We start from the raw sequence: 22,188 nt of genomic DNA, 5'->3' as shown, positions 1-22,188 counted from the left end.
GAATACGATGAGTTTACTCGACATGTTCTTCCAGGGCGGATTCCTCATGTGGCCGATTCTTATCGCCTCAGTTGTAGGAGTCGCAATTTCCATTGACCGTTATCTCGTGATCAGAAAAGCGAGATTAAACGCACCAAAATTTCTGGCCGCCATCCGTTCAATGGTTAAGAAGAAGGATATAGACGGTGCTATTCAGTTTTGTATGGCTGAAAAAACTCCGGCCTCAAACATGATTCGAAAGGGGCTTCGTAAAGTCCGGTTTGGCCACAACCGTGTTAAAGAGGCAATTGAAACAGCAGGTAAACAGGAAATTACCAAACTGGAAAAAGGCCTCAGCGTTCTGGCAACTATCTCAGGTGTTGCACCGCTGTTGGGGTTTCTCGGAACCGTTACTGGAATGATAGGCGCTTTTATGAAAATTCAGGATCTGCAGGGTTCTGCCAGCCCGAGTGATCTTGCCGCAGGCATTTGGGAAGCCCTTCTTACAACAGCTTTCGGTCTTGGTGTCGGTATTATCGCTCTGATTATGTACAATTATTTTCTGGCAAAGATTACCAAACTGGTAAATGATATGGAAGTAATTTCCACCGATGTTCTTGACAGTCTTGAAGAAGCGCTCACCGGAAAAGAACTGCCTCCCGACCAGGACGAGCTTGAGATGGAATTATAATCATGAGGTTCAGCACTGAAAACAAACCGCTGTCATCATTCAATTTTTCGTCACTGACGGATATTGTGATGCTTCTGCTGATTTTCTTCTTGCTTTCCTCGCAGTTTGTGATGCAGACCGGAGTAAAAGTGAAACTGCCCGGTTCAAAAAGCAATGAGCCGCTTACCACTTCCAATCTTTCGGTTACCATCACCAATGATGGCACTGTATATATCGGGACCGAGGTGACGGCATTAAGCGAACTGCCGATGAAATTTTCGATGATTAAAGCAGCTGACAAAGATAATAACCTGATTATCCGGGCAGATAAAACAGTTCCGATAGAGATGGTAATAAAAGTTATTGATGCAGCTCGTTCCGCGGGAATAGATAAATTTATTATTGAAACTGAAAAAGACCGGCTGAACTAATCCATGGCTACAAGGGCTGAGGAGCGGCAGCGCTCGGTTGCGATTTCTCTCTTTTTTCATTTTTTGCTTTTTCTCTTCCTGTTCTTTTACCGCATAGAAGCAGAAACAGAGGTACAGGAGTTTATTGAAATCGGTTTTGGCGGTGATGGTTCCACCATGTTCAGCGGAGTGCCCGGTTTGAATAATGAAGAAGAACAAAAATCTTCCGATCAGGTTGAAGAAAAAAATGATGATGTAAATCTGCCTAAAGCAGGGGAGAATCCTGAAGATCCATCCATAAAAAAAGTGGATGAAAAGAAGCCGGAAGAGAACAAAAATACCAATAATAACCAGAACAGCAACAGCCAGAACTCCGGCGGTTCTTCAGGTTATGATATAGACTGGGGAGGAATGGGGCAGAGGAAAATCTACAGTTTTATCCTGCCGGCATATCCGGAAGGAGTCAGCAAAAATATTGATATTCGGATACGGTTTACCATCCTTCCTGACGGTACCGTAGGAAGTATTTTTCTGCTTGCCAAGGCAGATACCCGTCTTGAAAATGCGGCTATTACATCACTGCGTCAGTGGCGCTTTGAACCGCTCCCCGCGAGGCAGAATCAAGTTATTCAGACAGCAGTAATTACGTTCCCGTACCGGGTTCAGTAGGTTTTCTAAAATACTCCGGATAATACATCCGGTAAAAGAAATATTCCCCGATTGTAAGCAAAGTGAGTGTTATGGCATCTCTGTCATAATAAATTCCGAATCCCTCAGGATCAATCAGATATTTGGTTGGTATCCCCGCAATTGACCACCCCACCGTGAATAAAATAGCAATAAGACCTGCATTCAGAAAAGCGGTTGTCAGGTTTTCATCCTGCCATTTTTTTGTAAAGATTATCAGGATAAACAATAAATGGGCAAAGAATATAAAAGCGGTTATCATACGTTTCCGGAATTTCTTTTATATGAAAATGCAAAAAGAACACTGCCGATCAGGCAGAAAATAGCATTGCTAAACGAGTTGCTTATAAAATAAATGAATGTATAAAGACCTGAAAAACCGTCCCTTTGTATATCATCTATCAGACTATTCAAGAGAGAGACCGACTGATCTGCTTCGGGCAGACCAAGTTCTTTAATTATTTTCATAGCTTCGGGCATAAGTGCAACAAAATTATTCGTTTTGAAGATCATGGTAACAATCACTTCAATAATGGTCATAAAAAAAGCAGCATAGATGCCTGCGGCGATACCGGTCCGGATTGAGGATAGAAACGGGCGCTCTCCTTTTTCAGGATGAAGGCGGAATTCAAATCTGGAAGCCAGAAAACCGGCCGCCGGGACAACCAGAATGAAAAACATCTGCATGATAGAAACGCTCAGCAGGGCCGCGAGTCCGAACCCGACCACAAGAGCCGGAGTAAAAAATTTGTGAATTATATTATTCATAAAGAAGAGTATCCAGATTTACTGAAGCAATTGTGTTGCCCGAAATATAATAGAGACGGTTAAGTATAACAACCGGACTGATAATTCTTTCATCCGGAAGCACATATAAACGCGGAATCCCCTCTGGAGCTGATAGTTTGCTGACCCTAATTGTGTTATTTTCAATTAGTAATAAGCTGCCCTTAGGAATTCCCGCAAACTGTTCTTCCTTATGAAGCGGGGTATAGTTAATGTAATTGAGAAATCTGTCAAAAAGATACAGACCGGCGGAATCTTTTACCGCCACATAATCACCATCCGAAATAATTCTTACCGGAAACTGCATCTTTTTTCCAGGGATATTTTCTATGTAATAGATATCGTTTCTCTCATTAAATGCCTGATCTGCTGCCAGGATTGTGTGGTTAAGACGGTCGGAGATAAAAATCTCTCCAAAATCATTCACGGTCAGGGATGAAGGATCGGCGATTTTTGAGGTCACGAATATGCCGTCAAGCTTTTTCTCTCCGATAAAATTAAGAAACCGGTCAAATAGTTTTACCGATTTTGCACCCCGGTCCAGTACATAAAGCATCATACCCCTCCAGATAATTTCGGCAGGGTCAATAAACCCCGATGAGCCGGTACCGCTTCCTCCAGCCCTTTTTAGTTCTTTTCCGGCCGCATCACATAACACAACCTCAAGCGTATTTTTATCAATCAGATAAAACGATCCTGACGGATTCCGGGTAACAAGCAGGGGAGTGAAATCAAGATTTGTCCTGCTCACGGAATCAACAGAATCCTGCCCATTCACCTGAAAGAGTGGAAGCAGCAAGAAGAAAAGTGAAAAAAATCTAAAAATCTGAAACCTGCACATTTGAAAACACAAAAATAGCCAAGATTTGCCCGGTAAAACAGACAGCAGGGGAAGAAATGAATGATTTAAAATAAAATACCCCGGTAAAACCGGGGCAGTGAGCTGTCCTGCTAGGGGTCGAACCTAGACTCTTCTGATCCAGAGTCAGACGTGTTGCCAGTTACACCACAGGACAATTTCTTATTAGAATAACAAATTTACCAAAATTTCTAAAAAAAAGAAACCTTAAATTTGACTTTTGGCAGATTTTCGTATCACAAATCGTAAACTAATTTCTACGGAATCTGAGTAGATAAACGCATAATATTGTGCCTCAAAAACAATTTTGACATAAAAATGCCGGAAATCCTTGCAAATTTTAACTTAAAGTAATAACTTAATATTTCAATCCTATTCAACTAAATCTCGGAGGAAAAATGCACTCATATACGAGTCGCTTCTCAGGAGGATGGTACCTGATATTCACATTATTGATAGGCTTTCTGTCAATTAATGTTAACGCTCAGGTGACACCCTTGTGGGAAAAATCCCAGCTAACCTCTTCACTTCCATCCTATATCGGAACCGCTAATAATGAGCGCGGTATAGGGTATGGTGTTGTAAACAGTAACCCACGCCTTTATGTGGCAACGGTTACAGGAGGCGCAAAAGCTGTAATTCTAAATGCACTAACCGGTGATTCTGTCGGAGTACTTTCCGGAAACGGAATAACCGGCGGAACTCTCACACTCACCGATATAGAAGTTTCTTCAGATGGAGTAATCTTCGGTGCTAATCTTGTAACCTCATCAGCTGTCGCTACCCCGTTTAAAATATACAAATGGGCGAATGAGGCCGCAGACCCCGTTGTTGTGGCTCAGATGGACTCAGGAGCTTTCCGCTTAGGTGATAAATTTACTGTTGTTGGTTCAACTGCAGATAACTCAATTATAATTTATGCGGTTGCTGCTTCCAATAATAAAATTGTGAAATTTACCACCACCGATAACGGTGCGACCTTCAACAGAGAAGTTATAACCGCAACCGGTTTATCATCCGGTACTGCTGCTTCATTAGCTCCGATCAATAATGGTGTTAATGGCTATTGGGTAAAAGGCGGAGGCTCTAATTTGCGCAGAATCAAAGCAGACAATACTTTGTATTCTGTTGTTCATGCGGACTTTGCTCCGACAAACGGAAACGCAATCCGCTATTTTGAATCAGGTGCACGTAAGTTTCTTGCTATTTTTCAAAACGGCGTTACTACCACCGTTGGTACAGCAACATCATTTTATGAAAGAGTCAGAATTCTTGAGGTGATCAATGATTCTGTTGCTGTTCCGGTTGCGCAAACCTCTCGTCTTGGCACTAATACAAACACCAACGCATCTGGTGATGTAGCTGTCAGAGATAACGGCAATGGTACATTTACTATTTTTGCATTTGCTACCAATAATGGTGTGGGAGCCTACACCTTTGATCCTGCCGCTGCATCTGTAAACTTTAACATGGCCTCAACTCAGGATTTTGAAGATGCGTGGGTACCGGGCGGATGGGCAAGATATACAGGATTTCTAAACGGCAATCCGATGGCAATTGTCAATACCACGTGGGGTCCTGATGATTTTGGAAATGTTACCTCTCCGGTTGATCGTTCTGCCAGAGTGAACATTTTTGGTACATCCCTAAGACATTTGTTAGCGTCTCCGACGATTGACCTGGGTTCTAACAGCCCGGTTAAACAGGTGGAATTTAACCTGGCTCTTACAAATTACAATGGTTCATTGGCAGCAACATTAGGTCCTGATGATACGCTTGCGGTAGTTGTCTCTACCGATAATGGTGTTAGCTGGCTGCCTGCTAACACGATAAAGGTATATACTTCAGCAAATGTCATTTCGAACACCGGTCAGACAGAAAAAGTCTCACTTGCCGGATATACTGGTCAGATTAAAATCGGATTCTATGCTGCATCAACTGTGTCGAATGCAGATAATGATCTTTTTATTGACGACTTTAAAATTGGTGAAGTACCGCTTAATCCTGTCTATTCAGTTGTTCCTGAATTTAAGGACTTTGGAGTTTTGCAGACTGGAACAACATCTGCAGCTCAGACCTTTACCATTACAAATAATGGCGCAGGTGACCTGGTCGTAAGCGGAGCAACACTTACCGGTTCAAACGCAAGTTCATTTACAAAAGTGGATAATAATACTTATCCTGCCACAGTAACTGCAGGTCAGAGTATTACTTTCACCGTAGCATTTTCACCCGCTGATACCGGTGCAAAATCCGCAGTGGTAATTGTCGGGCATAATGCAGCCGGAACTGTTGATACACTCGAACTTAGCGGTTCAGGCGTTGATTTCACTATTACTACATTCCCTTATGTACAGAATTTTGACAGTACCGGTGGTGTTGTCCCACCTCCAGGCTGGTATAACCCCGGTAATTTCTGGGGAAGAGGCACTGAAGCAAAATCACTTCCTTATGCTGCCAGGGTTGCATATAATCACTTAGCAGGTACAAATGGTGCAATTCTTCAGACACCTTTAGTAAATCTTCCTGCCAATGCAAAAATCACCTTCTGGTGGAAAGATGATGATATTACAGCAGGACGTCCTGCTCCGGTTGAAAAGATTGATGATGAAGGTAACGTATATATGTACGAAGCTCCTTTTATCGTCGGTCAGGACACAACCTACTTTGAAATAAGTACTGATATGGGTGCTACATGGACAACTCTTGGATTCCTTTCAGCGCCTGCTGTTCAGTCAGCTTACGAAGAAGCAGTATTTGATTTAGCTGCATATGCCGGCAACGGAAGACTTCTCCGCTGGCGTGATCAGACGAATGCAAGCTTCAGCGCTTACGGTACCGGTCTTGATGATATCGTGATCGAAGAAGTTCCGCAGATAACCATGGACTGGCACAACCTACAGTGGCCTGCGACAGCTAATATTGTTGCCGGAAACACGGTTACAGTATATACCCAGGGCTGGGAAAATAATGTTACTCCAAACCCGGGTCCTGATTCAACCATTTCCGTCTGGATTGGTGTTTCAAACGCAAACACAAATCCGAACACCTGGACAACCTGGGTGCCTGCAGTATATAATACCCAGCAGGGCAATAATGACGAATATATGGCTGATATCGGTGCAAATCTTGCTCCTGGCACTTATTACTATGCTTCCAGATGGCAGCTGCAGAACGGTCCGTATACCTACGGCGGTTACAGCACCAATGGCGGCGGTTTCTGGGACGGAACAACTAATGTTTCAGGTGTTCTGACTGTTACTCCATTTACCGTTAGTTCACTTCCTTACAGTGAAGGTTTTGAAGGTGTCTTCCCGCCAACCGGATGGACGCTTGTTGATGTTAACGGCGGCACAACCTGGATCAAGAGCAACAGCTCACCAAATTCAGGTGCTAACAGTGCCCGTTACAACTATAGCGGAACTCTTCCCGGCAACGACTGGCTGATTGCTCCTGCAACAACACTTCAGGCAGGAAAGACTTACAGAGTGATTTATTACTATAAAGCTCAGAGTGCTACCTATCCTGAAAAACTAAAAGTAGCAATCGGTTCTGCTCCTGTGCCGGATAGTTTATATACGGTACTTGCAGATCATCCGAATGTTGTTAATGCCACCTACGAGTTGGGTGTTGGTACTTTCCAGGTACCTGTAAATGGTAATTATTATATAGGATTCCAGGCATACAGCCTTGCTGATCAGTGGTATTTGTTCCTTGATGATGTTGCCATCGTTGAGGTACCACCGGTTGACTATGCAGTTGCCGAAGTTAAACAGCTTAACGCAATTCCGGTATTCCCGTCAGAAGGAGTAAACGGACTTGTTAAGGGTGAAGAAGTGCTGGCTATAAATCCATCACTGCTTCCTGCGGGAGAACGCTCCGGTCTGGAAAACAGCACAAACATTATCTATGGTAACAATACCTATACAGATAATGGACTGCAGGTTGTAGGACAGGGTCCGACTCCGTTTAACGTTCAGGCAAATGTTCCTGTATCATTAGATGCATATATAGCGAATGCTGGTTTAACCAATGTTCCTTATGTATTCAACAGCAGCATTGCCGGGGTTAATGGTACTCCGATAAATCGTCCTGGTGTTGCACCTGGATCTGTTGATACAGTCAATATCGGAACCACCGTTCTGACCCGCGGTACCGTATCAACAGTTGTAACTGTTACCGCTGAAGGTGATACGATTAATTCATTTAATAATACGGGTGCTAATCATAAAACTCTGGTTTATCCTGATTCAACAATCAGAAACAGATATGACAATGGTCAGAATCTGCCGAATACTTTTATTGGATTCAGCACAAATAACATTTCACTTTGGGGTGCAGTAAGATTCACTGCGCAGGCAAATGTGAAACTCACGAACGTTGATGCATACTACAGAACCGAAGCCAGCTCTGACTCCGTCATGGTTGGTATCTGGGGTCCTGGTGCAACAACTTCAGCTCCTGGTCCGCTTCTTTATATGAAGAAATTCGGCGGCGTAAATTATCTCAGCTCAGGCGGTGCTTATGTTACACTTCCGCTGGGTGATGATGCCCCCGGATTCCAGGCAGGAACAGATTACTGGATATCTCTGACATTCAACTCAGAAATTCAGTTCCCGTTAGGTGCTCATAACTCACCACTGACCACTCCCGGCAGAAGCTATATTTCTGCTGACACTGGTAAAACCTGGAGCCCGCTTGTTGTTACAACCGAAAGAGCATGGTTCATCCGCTCAGTTGGTGTTGCATGGCAGCTTCCTGCGCTTACAACCTCATGGGAAAAATCCAAATACAAAAACAATCTTCCGTCATGGTTCTCACCAAGCGGCAATACCGAACGCGGATTTGGTTACGGTGTTGTTGGCGGAAATCAGCGCCTCTATGTTGTTAGCCGTAACGCCGGCCTCAATGTACGGGTAGTCAATGCAATCACCGGTAACGACGCAGGTATTCTTGATGTTACAGGTATTGCTGGTGGTACTTTTGCTCTGAACGATGCAGGTGTTACCATGGACGGCAAAATAATTGCAGCTAACCTGAGGACAACCGTTCTGGATACTTTCCGCGTATATATGTGGAATGATGAAGCTACAGCTCCGGTAAAAGTTGTTGATTACGCACCGGCACAGTTGGTAAGACTTGGCGACAAGATTACCGTTGTTGGTGATTTTTCAGCTAATACCGCTGAAATCTGGGCTGCAAGTGCAACCGCAGGTGTTGGCAAAGTATATATCTGGAAAATGACCGGCGGAGCATTTAATGCATTACCTGATTCAATTACCCTTTCTGATGGTGCAGCAGGCGGTTCAGCCGCAGTCGGCCCGATCCCTGGCGGCGGTTTCTACTGGAATTCCGGCGGAAACAGTGCCAAGAGATATGCTGCAGATGGAACCTTGCTCGGAACAGTGCCAGGAACGGTAGTAGCTACCGGTACTAACGCAATCCGTTATGTTGGTTCAAAAGCAGGTGTAGAATACTTTGCTACCTATCAGTATGGTGCTGGCAATGAAAATGGCCGCGTTGTCGGAGTTCCGGCAGGTGATTTCGCCAATGCATTTACATATGGTATTACCCCGACTATGGGCAATAATTCCAATGCAGGCGGAACCGGCGACCTTGAAGTAAGACGCAATCCTGACGGTACCGTTGATGTATTTGTACTTGGTACAAATAACGGCTTCGGTCTGTATCATACAACTGCGGAAGTTCCTGTTGAACTTACTTCATTTGCGGCAGCTATTTCAGGCAGCGATGTTGTTCTGAACTGGTCAACCGCATCGGAAGTAAATAACAGCGGCTTCAGCATTGAAAGAAAAGCAGCAGGTGAGTCATTCACTTCAGTTTCATTCGTTGAAGGTAAAGGCAATACTGCTGAATTAAGCAGATATACCTATACTGACAAAAATGTAACCCCTGGTGTATATACCTACCGTCTGAAACAGATTGATTTTGACGGAACATTCAGTTATTCAGCAGAAGTTGAAGTTAACGTTGAGATTCCGGGAGTATTTGAGCTTGCTCAGAACTATCCGAATCCGTTCAACCCTTCAACCACCATTAAGTTTGCTCTTCCAAAAGATGCAAATGTTACGCTGAGCGTTTATAGCGTACTCGGTGAAAAAGTTGCTACCATCATTAGCGGTTCCCTTAAAGCAGGAAACCACGTAGTTAATTTTGATGCTACAAAACTTTCAACCGGTCTGTATATCTATAAACTCGAAGCAGGTGAGTTCTCTGCAACTAAGAAGATGATGTTCCTGAAGTAATCATCTGAATACTTAAAACGAAAAAGGCCGCTCCAGAAATGAAGCGGCCTTTTTTTTATTGTATTAAGAAATTTCTTGGAATCTGAAAATGCTTAAGTGCTTTATTCCAGCAGAGCAGTCCCGTCAATGAGATATCCTTCTGCAAGGTCGGGTGTAATTGCATCAAGGAAACGTGAGGGTTTTGAAAGTGTTGTGCCTGACTCCCGGTCGTAGATATTCATGGGGTAGGTGAGGTAGAGATTGTTTTTTGCTCTGGTCACTGCTACATACATCAACCGGCGCTCCTCATCAAGGGCTTCAAGTTTTTCTCCGTTTCGCGAGGAGGGGAAGTGCCCGTCAAGTACATGAATTACAAAAACTGAATTCCATTCTAATCCTTTTGCTGAATGAATTGTAGATAGGGTTAGATACTCATCATTCTTGTCTTCGTCTCCCATATCGGTCACGCTGTCAACCGGCGGTTCTATTGCAAGGTCACTGAGAAAAGATTCGGGCGACTGATACTGCGAAGCCATATTAGTAAGGAACTCAAGGTCTTTTAGCCGCTTGTTGTAATCATCATATTTTGCTTTGAATAACGGATAATAGTATTGCAGTATATGATCAACCTTTTGCTCCGGTGTCTCCTGTGTCCTGATAAGTTTAAAGAACATCAGCATCAGGTTATAGATTGTATCACCGTGCCGCATCTGCTGTCGCTCCGGCTCCCGTTCTATACTCAGTGTTCCGCTGTTTAATTCTGCAATAATTTTTTCAGCGGAACGGGGACCAACACCTTCGTGCAAAAGTAAAATGCGGTACCAGCTTACATAATCCGTAGGGTTAACGCTTATTCTCATGAAGGCTAGAACATCCTTAATATGCGCAGTTTCCACAAATTTCATTCCGCCGAATTTTACATAGGGGATATTTGCTTTGGTAAGCTCAAGTTCAAGGTCAAATGAAAAAAACGATGACCGGAAGAGCACTGCTATATCGGTAAGGGGAATACCTTGTTCCCTCAGTTCGAGTATCTGATCAACGATAAAATGAGACTGCATTTTGTCATTAATTGCTGCTACAATAAGAGGGGAGCTTCCTCCGGTTCTGCTGGTGAAAAGCTCTTTATCAAATTTCTCTGATGCCCCTTCGTAGATACGGTTTGCGAAATTCAGGATATTTTGTGTGCTGCGGTAGTTTTCTTCAAGTAAGATGACCTTTGTCCCGGGGTACTGTTCGGGGAATTCCATAATATTCTGAAAATTAGCGCCGCGGAAGGAATATATTGACTGTGCATCATCTCCGACCACCATAATATTTTTCTTCAGTGAGGTCAGCCCCCGCACTAATTCCGCCTGCAGCTTATTAGTATCCTGATACTCATCTATCATGACAAAGTTGATCGTGTTAAGAAATGAGATTGAAGCAGGGGAGCCGGAGAGAAGAAAATCTCTGGCGAAAATTAAAAGATCATCATAATCAAAGAGATTGTTCTTTCTCTTGTACTCGATATACTTTTCCCCTATGGTTATTATCTTATCAAGCTCATTGATAAAATGAGGAAACTCCTCAATAATAATCTGATCAACACTTTTATAGGTATTTAAGCTGAGACTTAAAATTCTAAAAATGGTTGATTTGTTGGGAAAGCGTTTATCTTTTGAGACAACCCCTGCCTGAGTTCTGAGAAGATTTATTACATCTTCGCTATCCCCCTGGTCAAGTATCGTAAAATTGCTCTGAATTCCCATTGCACCTGCATATTTTCTCATCAGAAGGTTAGCAAATGAATGGAAGGTACCGCCATTTACATGAGAGCAACGGTGATCCAGCAGCTGTGTTGCACGGGTGAGCATTTCCCTGGCGGCTTTTCGCGTAAAAGTGAGGAGCAGTATGCTTTTAGGGTCATAACCAGATTCAATCAGCCTTGCTAAACGGTAAACCAGTGTTCTTGTTTTCCCGGTTCCGGCTCCCGCAATAATCAGATATGGACCCTCAATGGCGGATGCTGCTTCAAATTGTGCCGGGTTAAGAAGGTTCTTATAGTTTATAGTAAAACGGGCTTCATCAAGCTGCTGGCTGATGGAGCCCGTCTGACCGGAGATCCTTTTAAGGGTATATTTTTTCAACGAAATCTTCGGTGTCTTCCGGGACGGTTAATGATTTCTGAAAAAATAAACATTTCCTGAAGATTTTTTTTCTTTTTGAGATTATCTCTCAGATCCTTCGCGAAATCATGATGAACTCCGGTTTCCGAGCGGTTGGGAATTTTATCATAATCAAACGCAATAATCTTTCGATGAAATTCTGAATTGCCGTAAAATTCAGCATGGCTCGAAGCTTTAACGGGATCGGTGATTTTTTGCTTACGGATGCTGAAATCTTCCTGTCTGTAAATCTTTGGGGCTGGCTGAACTTCAGGATCAGGAATTCTCCTTCTTACCTCAGGAATTTCAGCCCGTGTTGTGGTCTCAGGCCGCGGAGGAAGTCCGAGAATTTTTTCTACTTCTTTAAGCAGATCATCCGAACCGGTCTGTTGAGTTGAGACCGGTTCGGTTGAATATTCAATCTCTTCATCCTGGCTGGAGGTCTGCTGACGGGGAAGTCCCTGTTCTTCCGGACGCTTCTCAACCGGTTTCTTTTTCTTACCTCCGAGGAAGAAGTAATAAAAAAGAAGTCCGTAGATCAGATATTGAATAATGTCATCCATTATTCTTTACCTTTTTTCTCTTCCGGCTTTGCGATTGCTTCTCTCATCTGGGTGTCGGCCTGTACATTTCGCAGGTTATAGTAATCCATTATACCCAGATTACCTGATTTGAATGCTTCTGCAATTGCTCTCGGAATTTCGGCTTCTGCCTCAATAACTTTAGCGCGCTGTTTGGAAACCTCAGCAATCATTTCCTGTTCCAGAGCTACCGCTGCTGCTCTTCTTTCTTCTGCACGGGCACGGGCAATTTTCAGGTCGGCTTCCGCCTGATCAGTCTGCAGTTTTGCACCGATGTTTTCTCCCACATCAACATCCGCGATGTCAATAGAAAGAATCTCAAACGCTGTTCCTGCGTCTAATCCTTTACCGAGCACCACTTTTGAGATGGAATCAGGGTTTTCAAGTACATGTTTGTGGCTGTCGCTCGAACCTATGGTAGAAACAATACCCTCACCCACACGGGCAAGAATAGTAGCTTCGCCGGCACCACCCACAAGACGCTCGATATTGGCTCTCAGGGTGATTCTGGCAACGGCTTTCAGCTGAATACCGTCTTTTGCCATAGCGGCAACCAGCGGGGTTTCGACCACTCTTGGGAGTACGGACATTTTGACTGCCTCAAGAACATCTCTTCCGGCCAGATCAATCGCGGTGGCACGTTCAAATGAAAGCGCGATATTTGCTTTGTCGGCTGAAATCAGGGCATTTACTACCTTGTCCACATTTCCGCCAGCCATATAGTGGGCTTCCAGTTTTCCGACGTCAAGGTCAATACCTGCTTTAGTAGCGGTAATTTTGGCTCTGACGATAACGTGAGGCGGTACTTTTCTGAATCTCATTCCGATCAGGTCACGGGCAATTTTTACCCGGACACCGGAGAAAAAAGCGGTGATATACAGCCCGACGGGAACAAAATAGAAAAATAAAATGATTAAGAATACAAGCAGGACTATCGCAACAAGCGAAAATTCGGCTGCAAATTCAGTGATATCCATAAACAACTCCATTTGTGAATTGCGCAAATTTAGTGAATCACAAGTGGTTTTACTAATAGAATATGAGTGCAATTCGTCAAATCTTTTGGAGATTTGATTTTACACCCTTGATTGGCAAGGCTTTTTGATATATTTTTACTTTAGAATCAAGATTTTATATTAGCAGATTTTACTTTAGAACAGGAATAAGAATACATGGAAGGCAATTTCTCTGACAGATTACAGGATGTAATCCGGCTCAGCAGGGAAGAGGCGCTACGGCTCGGACACGATTATATTGGTACTGAACATCTCCTTCTCGGACTTATCAGGGAAGGGCAGGGTGTGGCTATCAGAATCCTGAAGAACCTTGATTGTGATCTTCTCAGATTAAAAAAAGCAATTGAAGAATCCGTCAGAACCAGCGGCGGTACCCTTACTTTGGGAAATATCCCCTTAACAAAACAGGCTGAAAAAGTTCTGAAAATTACCCAGATTGAAGCCAAAATCTACAAGGCTGACGTAATCGGTACAGAACACCTGCTGCTCTCACTCCTCAGGGATGAGGATAATCTGGCAACCCAGATTCTCGTTCAGTTCAGCATTAATTACGATGCTGCCCGGAACGAACTCAGCAATATGCTCTCCGGAAGGGAGGCGAAAGATCCTTCCAGAGGAGCAACCCCGCCAAATCCTCCGGAAAAGAAACAGGACAAAACCAAAACCCCGGTTCTGGATAATTTTGGACGCGACCTGACAAAACTCGCAATAGATGATAAACTTGACCCGGTAGTTGGCCGTGAAAAGGAAATTGAGCGTGTTGCTCAGATTCTCAGCCGCAGAAAAAAGAATAATCCTGTGCTGATTGGTGAGCCGGGTGTCGGAAAAACCGCGATTGCTGAAGGTCTTGCGATTCGTATCATCCAGAAAAAGGTGCCCAGAATCCTGCAGGATAAAAGAGTTGTTACTCTTGACCTCGCCGGTCTGGTTGCAGGAACAAAATACCGCGGACAGTTCGAAGAGCGGATGAAAGCTCTCATGAATGAACTTGAAAAGGCGAAGGATATTATCCTCTTTATTGATGAACTGCATACCATAGTTGGTGCCGGCGGTGCTTCCGGATCGCTTGATGCATCAAATATGTTTAAACCTGCTCTTGCAAGAGGTGATATACAGTGCATCGGTGCGACCACGCTTGATGAATACCGGAAGTATATAGAGACCGACGGCGCGCTCGACAGGAGATTCCAGAAGGTAATGGTTGATCCTCCAAGTTATGAAGAGACGATTCAGATTCTTAATAACATTAAATTTAAATATGAAGAGCATCACCATGTAAAATATCTTGATGATGCCATTGAAGCAGCAGTAAAGCTCAGCAACAGGTATATAACAGACCGCCATCTGCCGGATAAGGCGATTGACGTGCTTGATGAAGCAGGGTCGCGCGTTCACATGGGTAACTTCAAGGTTCCTGAAGATATCATTGTTCTGGAAAATGAGATTGATGCAGTACGTCAGGAAAAAGCCAGCGTAGTTAAACGCCAGGATTACGAAGAAGCAGCGAAACTCAGAGATAAAGAGCGTAAATTGCAATTCGACCTTGAAATTGCCAAGAAAGAATGGGATATCAAATCAAAGGACATTGTATATGATGTTACTGAAGATGATATCGCTACTGTAGTTGCAATGATGACGGGAATACCGGTCAACCGGGTTGCTCAGACTGAAACTGATAAAATCATCAAAATGGAAGATGCTCTTAAAGGACAGATTATCGGTCAGGATGAGGCAGTCTCAAAACTGACCCGCTCAATCCGCCGGGCTAGAGCCGGTCTTAAATCACCGAACCGTCCGATAGGCAGCTTCCTTTTCTTAGGACCAACTGGAGTTGGTAAAACGGAACTGTGTAAAGTACTGGCTAAATATCTCTTTGATTCAGAGAATGCTCTGATCAAAATAGATATGAGTGAATATATGGAAAAGTTTGCCGTCAGCAGACTGGTTGGAGCGCCTCCGGGTTATGTCGGGTATGAAGAAGGAGGACAGCTTACTGAAAAAGTGAGAAGAAAACCTTATTCAGTTGTGCTTTTCGACGAAATTGAAAAAGCGCATCCAGATATATTCGGAATTCTGCTGCAGGTTCTTGATGAAGGTATTCTTACGGATAGTCTTGGCCGGAAGGTTGACTTCAAGAATACGATTATCATAATGACCTCAAATGTGGGCGCAAGAGATATCAAGACGATCAGCTCATTTGGTTTTAACCAGTCCGGTACTGATGACCAGTATACGAGCATGAAAAATACCGTTGAAGATGCAATGCGCAGGCTCTTCAGTCCGGAATTCCTGAACCGGCTTGATGAGACAATAGTATTTAGAAGTCTTGAGAAAGAAGATATACTTAAGATAATTGATATTGAGGTAAAAGACCTGATGAACAATATCAAAGAGAATAAGATGAAACTCTCTCTCGAGGATTCCGCAAAAGAATTTGTTGCATCCAAGGGATATGATCCGAAGTTTGGTGCAAGACCTCTCAGAAGGGCAATTCAGCAGTATATAGAAGATCCGCTGGCTGAGGAGATATTGCTTTCCAACTTTAAGGAAGGCAGCAGTATCATTGCCAAATATATGGAAGGCAGTGACCGTCTTGTATTCGTCGGCTCGGATACCGTTGAAGAAAGACCTGCTGAGACTGAGGAAAAATCCTGATATAACAGGACTGATGCAGCAATCATAGTGTGAAGAACGATATCAAAAGGCGTATTTATCTTCAGTGAATACGCCTTTTTGTTTTATAGATTAAGGAGAATATTGTGACGGTAAATAATGATCTGAATACATGGCTTGGTGAAAATACAACCTGGAAGCTTGATGATGCAGGACGCCTTACCAGAGAATACCAGTTCCCGGATTTTGTGTCTGCATTTGCATTTCTTTACAAGGTTTCCGTAGAAGCTGAAAAAATGGACCATCATCCTGACTTTTCACTGTACAGCTGGAATAAAGTAAGGATTGTGCTATATACTCATTCAGCAAATGCAGTCACTTCCGCAGATCTGAAGCTCGCGGGAATAATCGAACAACTCTCAGGAAAGTAGTCATGGCAGTAACCCAGGATCAGGCCTTAGATTTTTTCAGGAAAGCAGAAGCGCTTCTGAGCGGTCATTTTCTTCTTACCTCAGGTAAGCATAGTGCCTCTTATTTTCAGTGCGCTAAAGTGTTGCAGTATCCTGATTATACAAGAATCATCTCTTCCAATATCGCGGAGTTTTTCCGTAATACGGAAATTGACGGTGTAATTGCGCCCGCCATGGGGGGTATTATCGTAGGCTATGAAGTAGCCCGTCAGCTTGATAAAAAATTCATATTCACTGAGCGGGAAGATAAAGTTTTCACCTTGCGGAGGGGATTCGAAATTAAACCGGGTGAAAAGTTCCTTGTCTGCGAAGATGTGGTAACAACGGGGGGTTCGGTTAAAGAAGTGATAGATATTGTTCAGTCTGCAGGAGGTCTGGTTGCGGGTGTTGGATTTTTGGTTGACAGAAGTAATGGCAGAGTGCAGTTTGGATTTCCGCAGGTAGGTGCAGTCTCTATTGAAGTCACTGCATATGAAAGTGCAGATTGTCCGTTGTGCAGGCAGGGCATTCCATTAGTAAAACCTGGTTCACGCAAGTTCACATCATGAAAGATTTATTAAAAAACCTCCGTTCATTCGTCGGCGATGATCTGCTTTATCAGATTATTATTTCGCTCAGCATTATCATTGTTTCTTATGCCCTCGCAAGGTTAATCAGTTATGTAATAAAGGTTATCCTCAAACCTATTGTGAGCAAAACCGAGACTGAGTATGATGACAAAATTGTTGAAGTCATCAGAAAAGGTTCTTCGAGACTGCTTTTCGTAGGAGGTATTTATTTTGCTCTAGCGATGTTCCGTCAGGGTTTCGGATTGGTTTCCAACTACTCAAAGCGGAAACTGATTGAAGAACATCCTTATTTGTATCAGATAGCTGACTATTTCGAAATAGCTCTCTATGTGATTCTGGTCATCACTATTCTGATAACGGTGTTCCAGATAATCACGCTGGTATTTGAGTGGTATGCAGATTCAATTAAGGCAAAGGAAAATACGAATCTCTATGGCAGTATTTTCCCTCTCCTTCAGAAATTAAGCAAATTGCTTTTTGCCGCTCTGGCACTGGTAATAATCCTTGCAAAACTTGGCATTGATATATCAGCATTTGTGGTATCCCTTGGTGTCGGCTCACTTGCCGTAGCTCTTGCAGCCCAGGAAACTCTTTCCAACATGATATCGGGATTTATCATCATGGCTGACCGGCCTTTCAGAATAGGGGACAGAATAAAAATAGGCAACGACATTAACGGAGATGTGGTAGAAATTGGCATCAGAAGCACCAAAATCCTGGATTTTGATAAGAACCTTATGATCGTGCCAAATAATGATATTGTAAAATCAAGAATTATTAATTTTACGTATCCCGATGAACTGACAAGAGTGCTGGTTGAGTTTGGTGTGGTTTATGGGACGGATATAGATAAACTCAGGGCGGCGGTAATGGACCTTATTAAGGATGAACCGCTCATCGCTGAAACTCCAAAGCCGGATTTTATATTTCTCAGATTTGAAGAATCCTCCCTGCTCATGCGTCTCGATGTAAAAACGCCTGATTACCGCAATGCATTCGACCTTGGATGCAGGCTCCGCGAAAAAATTTATAATGAATTAAATGCTAAGGGATTCAGTTTTGCATTCCCGACAAGAACCGTATACATAAAAAAGGAAAATGAATGAGATTGTTAATTCTCATATTTATTATCTCCGCAAACGTTTCTTATTCTCAAATAAAATTTGAAAGTTATTTCGAGGATAAGTCTCTCCGTATTGATTATATCCATGCCGGAAATGCAACAGAAGATTCCTATTTTCTTAAAGAACTACGTGAAGAGCCATACTGGGGAGGATCACTGGTAAATCTGATTGATACGTTTAATCTGGGCAAATATAAAATTGAACTGATTGACAAGGTAAGCGGTAAGCTGATTTATTCAAGACATTATGCAACACTTTTTAGTGAATGGCAGACAACCGACGAGGCAAAAAAAATAACCAAGGCTTTTGAGGAGAGTATGCTTACCCCTTTTCCAAAAAAGCCGGTAATCGTAAAATTCTATACCAGAGACAGAAGAAATGCTCTGCATGAAAAGTATGCTGTTGAGATTGATCCTGCAAACTATTTCATTCTGAAGGATCAGAGGATGCCGTTTGATACCATGCGGATTCATTACACAGGTGATCATCATAAGAAACTGGATATAGTAATTCTGGCTGAAGGATACACCGCTGATGATATGGGTAAGTTTGAAACGGACTGCCGGAAGTTTACAGATTACTTATTCAACTCGTCTCCATACAAAGAGCGGAAAGATGATTTTAATATCTGGGGTGTAAAGGTCCATTCCAAAGAAGCGGGTACAGATATCCCTAAACCAGGTGTTTACAGGAATACTGCATTGGGAAGTTCTTTCTATACATTCGATGTCGAACGCTATCTGATGACCGAATCTTTCTTTGCGGTCAGAGATGCAGCCTCCAATGTTCCGTACGATCAGATATTCATTCTGGTTAATAGCGGTAAATATGGCGGCGGGGCCATATACAATCATTATTCAGTTTGTGTTAATAATAATCAGTCTGAGGAGTATATCTTTGTCCATGAGTTTGGTCACGGATTTGCCTCGCTTGCTGATGAATACTACACCAGTGAGGTTGCATATAATGAGTTTTACCCGGTTGATATTGAACCTCTTGAGGCAAACGTAACAACGCTGGTTGATTTTGATAAAAAATGGAAACATATGATTGCTGAAGGGACACCAGTCCCGACTCCTGCAACTGTTGAGTATGAAAACAAACTCGGAGCTTTTGAAGGGGGAGGATATGCAGCAAAAGGGATCTATCGTCCCAGACAGGACTGTACAATGAAATCAATATCTGTTGATAATTTTTGCCCTGTTTGTTCAAAAGCCCTCTCAGATATGATTGATTTTTATTCAAGATGAATTGTATTATGCAATTTCAACCGGATCTGTATCTGAGGACTCATGACTGCGCATGTGAATTGTGGATAAAACTGTGTGAGATATGATCTATAAAAAACTCCATAAGACAATTGAGGATGTTACCTCAAAAGCTTTTGAATCCGAAGAAAAAATGATTACCTCAGTCATTGATGAATTCGTTCATGACAAGATTCAGGAAATTATCGGAGGGCGTCTCTGGAAACTTTTTCCTGATGAAGGGTGCTACAGAATAGTATATCAGACGGGTAAGATGGGGCTGATTAAGAAGAATTTTGAAATCAAAGTTTCTGACTACTCATTCATGGATCTTTTTGTGAATGAGAGAACCATTTTTGGTCATGAGACCAATCACGAACTGATGAAAAAGGGGATATTTAAGTTTGCAGCATCCGGAGTCGGTGACAGAATAAAAATCAGCGGAAAATATTATTACGAGTATCTGGTTGCTTATAACCGGTCGGTACTTAATGAAGAATTTAAGTATCTGCTCAACATTATGGCATCAGTGCTTACTTCAAAAATCCGCCTGCGCCGTTCTTCAAAATCGGCCAAAACATTAATGGAAGACCTTGATAAAGCAAGACAACTGCAGAGGTCAATTCTTCCCCAGCATGAGTACGTCTTCTTTGATTATGATATTTATGGACTCACGGTTCCGGCAGAGATGGTCGGGGGTGATTTTTTTGATTACCTGGAGTCAAAGGGAGAAAAGGACAGAATAGGCATAATATTGGGAGATGCGGCCAGCAAAGGGGTCAGTGCTGCGGCCGAAGCCATGTATATTTCAGGGGCCCTCAGAATGGCAAGCACATTCGAGATTAAGATCGCTCCATTAATGAAAAGAATGAATGCCCTGGTAAATCAGATTTTCTCGGATGATAAGTTTACCAGTCTGTTTTACGGTGAGCTTTCAAATGACAAAACGGGATTATTTCTTTTTGCCAGCGCCGGGCATAATCCTCCGTTTTTCCTGAAAAAAGGGGCTAAAGATGTTATCCTCCTGAATCCGACCGGTCCCGTACTCGGACCCTCCCCAAAAGCGTCCTATACCGTTGAAAATGTGAATTTTAACCCGGGGGATATTCTTCTGATCTACTCAGACGGAGTTGTTGAATCTCAGAATGCAGACGGCGAATTTTATGAAGAAAGCCGGTTAAAGAACATGCTGATACGGAACAGTAATAAAAGTGCCCGTGAGATTGCATTAAAAATTATTGAGGATGTAATTAAGTTCTCAAAAAACGGACAGTATAATGACGATAAAACCCTGGTGATTATCAAAAAAAGGGGATAAAGACCCTTATTTACCATCAGGGAATAACGGTTTTTCTTGGTAAAGGTGGCATTTTCAGCTAATTTTGAGCAGGAGCATTCATGAAAACTATAGCAACAGTAAATCCCGCTACCGAGAAAACTCTCCACGAGTATAAACTCCATTCACGCCAGGAAGCTGAAGAAATTATAGCTTCCCTTAGTCATCAGCAAAAGGAATTCCGGAAAACCTCTTTCAAAGAGAGAGCTCTTTTACTTAAAAATCTCTCTCAGGAACTCAGGTCTGAGACCACTGCTCTTGCCGAACTGATAACTTCAGAAATGGGTAAACCTTTGGCTCAGGCAAAAGCTGAGGTAGAGAAGTGCGCCTGGGTTTGTGATTATTATGCTGAAAACGGCGAGTTATTTCTTCAGGATACCGAGATTGCTACTGATGCCTTTAAGAGTTTAGTTTCCTTCAGGCCGCTCGGAGTAACGCTTGGTATCATGCCCTGGAATTTTCCATTCTGGCAGGTCTTCCGGTTCGCGGTTCCCTCTGTCATGGCAGGGAATACCGCGCTGCTGAAACACGCCTCCAATGTCAGCGGATCTTCATTAGTCATTGAGCGGCTTTTTGAAGATGCCGGTTTCCCAAAAAATGTTTTCAGAAGTATCATATATCCTGCAGCATCAATGGAAGATATTATCAGTCATCCTGCAGTTAAAACGGTCAGCATTACCGGGAGCACTCTGGCAGGTAAAAGTGTTGCCTCAATAGCCGGAAAGTATCTAAAAAAATGTGTTCTGGAACTTGGCGGAAGTGATCCGTATGTTGTTTTAAAGGATGCTGATCTTCCTTTAGCTGTGGCTGCCTGTGCAAAAGGGAGATTAATCAACGGAGGTCAAAGCTGTATTGCTGCCAAACGGTTTATCGTGGTGAAGGATGTTGTTAAGGAGTTTACTGAACTTCTAGTGTCAGAATTCAAAACCTACCGGACAGGTAATCCGATGGATCAGCAGTATTCAGTTGGTCCGCTCGCAAAAAAAGAATTTGTTGAAGAGATAGCACTGATCTGTGAATCATCAGAGAAAATGGGTGCCCGGCTTATATACAGGGAAGAAGCAGCCTTCAGCGAAGGATTTTATTTCACACCAAGGATATACACCGGTGTAACCAGTGAAATGTCCCTTTTTCGGGAAGAAACTTTTGGTCCTGTTGCGGTAATCATCGAAGCAAAAGACGCAGAAGATGCATTCAGACTTGCGAATGATTCACCGTTCGGCCTGGGAGGCGCTGTTTTTACTTCCGACAGGCATTTCGGAGAAATAGCAGCAAAGGAGTATATCGAAGCCGGTTCTGTGTTTGTCAATGATTTTGTGCGCTCAGACCCGCGTCTTCCTTTCGGGGGAATTAATGAATCCGGATACGGCAGGGAATTAGCCCCGTTCGGAATAAGAGAATTTACCAACATCAAAACTGTTTACATAAAATAAAGATATTAATTACTTC

At 43.0% G+C, this 22,188-nt stretch carries 17 protein-coding genes and 1 tRNA gene; 11 read left to right on the top strand and 7 right to left on the bottom strand.

Annotation, left to right across the window (positions count from 1 at the left end; genetic code table 11):
• Positions 1–7 precede the first annotated feature (7 nt).
• Genes HRU80_11105 through HRU80_11095 form a run of 3 tightly spaced genes read left to right on the top strand, consistent with a single transcriptional unit; the run spans position 8 to position 1,728 of the window.
• On the top strand, positions 8–670 hold the full coding sequence (locus tag HRU80_11105; protein ID QOJ29399.1) for a MotA/TolQ/ExbB proton channel family protein: 663 nt from the start codon (positions 8–10) through the stop codon (positions 668–670).
• A gap of 2 nt (positions 671–672) precedes the next feature.
• Positions 673–1,080 (top strand): biopolymer transporter ExbD, encoded by a 408-nt coding sequence (locus HRU80_11100; GenBank protein ID QOJ29398.1) that lies wholly within the window; start codon positions 673–675, stop codon positions 1,078–1,080.
• 3 nt (positions 1,081–1,083) lie between these two features.
• On the top strand, positions 1,084–1,728 hold the full coding sequence (locus tag HRU80_11095) for a TonB family protein (GenBank protein QOJ29397.1): 645 nt from the start codon (positions 1,084–1,086) through the stop codon (positions 1,726–1,728).
• Here HRU80_11095 and HRU80_11090 read toward each other — a convergent pair.
• From HRU80_11090 to HRU80_11075, 4 genes are all read right to left on the bottom strand, one after another.
• Positions 1,703–2,008, bottom strand: a complete 306-nt coding sequence (locus tag HRU80_11090) for a hypothetical protein (protein ID QOJ29396.1) — start codon at positions 2,006–2,008, stop codon at positions 1,703–1,705. The genes HRU80_11095 and HRU80_11090 overlap by 26 nt on opposite strands.
• Complete coding sequence (locus HRU80_11085; GenBank protein ID QOJ29395.1) at positions 2,005–2,514, bottom strand: hypothetical protein; 510 nt, start codon at positions 2,512–2,514, stop codon at positions 2,005–2,007. Before HRU80_11085 ends, HRU80_11090 begins: the two co-directional genes overlap by 4 nt.
• The gene (locus tag HRU80_11080; GenBank protein QOJ29394.1) at positions 2,507–3,283 is read right to left on the bottom strand and encodes a hypothetical protein; all 777 of its coding nucleotides are present in this window, start codon (positions 3,281–3,283) and stop codon (positions 2,507–2,509) included. Before HRU80_11080 ends, HRU80_11085 begins: the two co-directional genes overlap by 8 nt.
• Positions 3,284–3,475: 192 nt before the next feature.
• Positions 3,476–3,548: transfer RNA gene (locus HRU80_11075), tRNA-Gln, on the bottom strand.
• A gap of 241 nt (positions 3,549–3,789) precedes the next feature.
• Here HRU80_11075 and HRU80_11070 point away from each other — a divergent pair.
• Positions 3,790–9,657 (top strand): choice-of-anchor D domain-containing protein, encoded by a 5,868-nt coding sequence (locus HRU80_11070; GenBank protein ID QOJ29393.1) that lies wholly within the window; start codon positions 3,790–3,792, stop codon positions 9,655–9,657.
• A 101-nt stretch (positions 9,658–9,758) separates the two neighbouring features.
• Here the strand turns inward: HRU80_11070 and HRU80_11065 are convergent, their stop codons facing one another.
• The 3 genes from HRU80_11065 to floA are packed head-to-tail and all read right to left on the bottom strand — an operon-like array spanning position 9,759 to position 13,341.
• Complete coding sequence (locus tag HRU80_11065; protein QOJ29392.1) at positions 9,759–11,765, bottom strand: ATP-dependent helicase; 2,007 nt, start codon at positions 11,763–11,765, stop codon at positions 9,759–9,761.
• Positions 11,762–12,346 (bottom strand): hypothetical protein, encoded by a 585-nt coding sequence (locus HRU80_11060; protein QOJ29391.1) that lies wholly within the window; start codon positions 12,344–12,346, stop codon positions 11,762–11,764. Before HRU80_11060 ends, HRU80_11065 begins: the two co-directional genes overlap by 4 nt.
• The gene (gene floA, locus HRU80_11055; GenBank protein ID QOJ29390.1) at positions 12,346–13,341 is read right to left on the bottom strand and encodes a flotillin-like protein FloA; all 996 of its coding nucleotides are present in this window, start codon (positions 13,339–13,341) and stop codon (positions 12,346–12,348) included. Before floA ends, HRU80_11060 begins: the two co-directional genes overlap by 1 nt.
• A gap of 195 nt (positions 13,342–13,536) precedes the next feature.
• On the opposite strand from floA, the gene HRU80_11050 reads away from it, so the two are divergent.
• The 7 genes from HRU80_11050 (at position 13,537) to HRU80_11020 (ending at position 22,172) form a co-directional block, all read left to right on the top strand.
• Complete coding sequence (locus HRU80_11050; protein ID QOJ29389.1) at positions 13,537–16,035, top strand: ATP-dependent Clp protease ATP-binding subunit; 2,499 nt, start codon at positions 13,537–13,539, stop codon at positions 16,033–16,035.
• Between the two features lie 104 nt (positions 16,036–16,139).
• Positions 16,140–16,424, top strand: a complete 285-nt coding sequence (locus HRU80_11045; protein QOJ29388.1) for a 4a-hydroxytetrahydrobiopterin dehydratase — start codon at positions 16,140–16,142, stop codon at positions 16,422–16,424.
• A gap of 2 nt (positions 16,425–16,426) precedes the next feature.
• A complete protein-coding gene (locus HRU80_11040) occupies positions 16,427–17,011 on the top strand; it encodes an orotate phosphoribosyltransferase (GenBank protein QOJ29387.1) in 585 nt (194 codons plus the stop codon).
• Complete coding sequence (locus tag HRU80_11035) at positions 17,008–18,138, top strand: mechanosensitive ion channel family protein (protein ID QOJ29386.1); 1,131 nt, start codon at positions 17,008–17,010, stop codon at positions 18,136–18,138. The genes HRU80_11040 and HRU80_11035 overlap by 4 nt, the downstream gene beginning before the upstream one ends.
• A complete protein-coding gene (locus HRU80_11030; GenBank protein ID QOJ29385.1) occupies positions 18,135–19,406 on the top strand; it encodes a peptidase M64 in 1,272 nt (423 codons plus the stop codon). The genes HRU80_11035 and HRU80_11030 overlap by 4 nt, the downstream gene beginning before the upstream one ends.
• A gap of 82 nt (positions 19,407–19,488) precedes the next feature.
• Positions 19,489–20,721, top strand: a complete 1,233-nt coding sequence (locus HRU80_11025) for a serine/threonine-protein phosphatase (protein ID QOJ29384.1) — start codon at positions 19,489–19,491, stop codon at positions 20,719–20,721.
• Between the two features lie 80 nt (positions 20,722–20,801).
• On the top strand, positions 20,802–22,172 hold the full coding sequence (locus HRU80_11020; GenBank protein QOJ29383.1) for an NAD-dependent succinate-semialdehyde dehydrogenase: 1,371 nt from the start codon (positions 20,802–20,804) through the stop codon (positions 22,170–22,172).
• Positions 22,173–22,188 lie beyond the last annotated feature (16 nt).

The sequence above is a fragment of the Ignavibacteriales bacterium genome (genome assembly GCA_015709675.1).
In the GTDB taxonomy this organism is placed as follows: Bacteria; Bacteroidota; Ignavibacteria; order Ignavibacteriales; family Ignavibacteriaceae; genus H2-BAC3.
The sequence above is the reverse complement of the archived record's forward strand: the minus strand, read 5'-3'. Positions and strand labels throughout refer to the sequence as shown.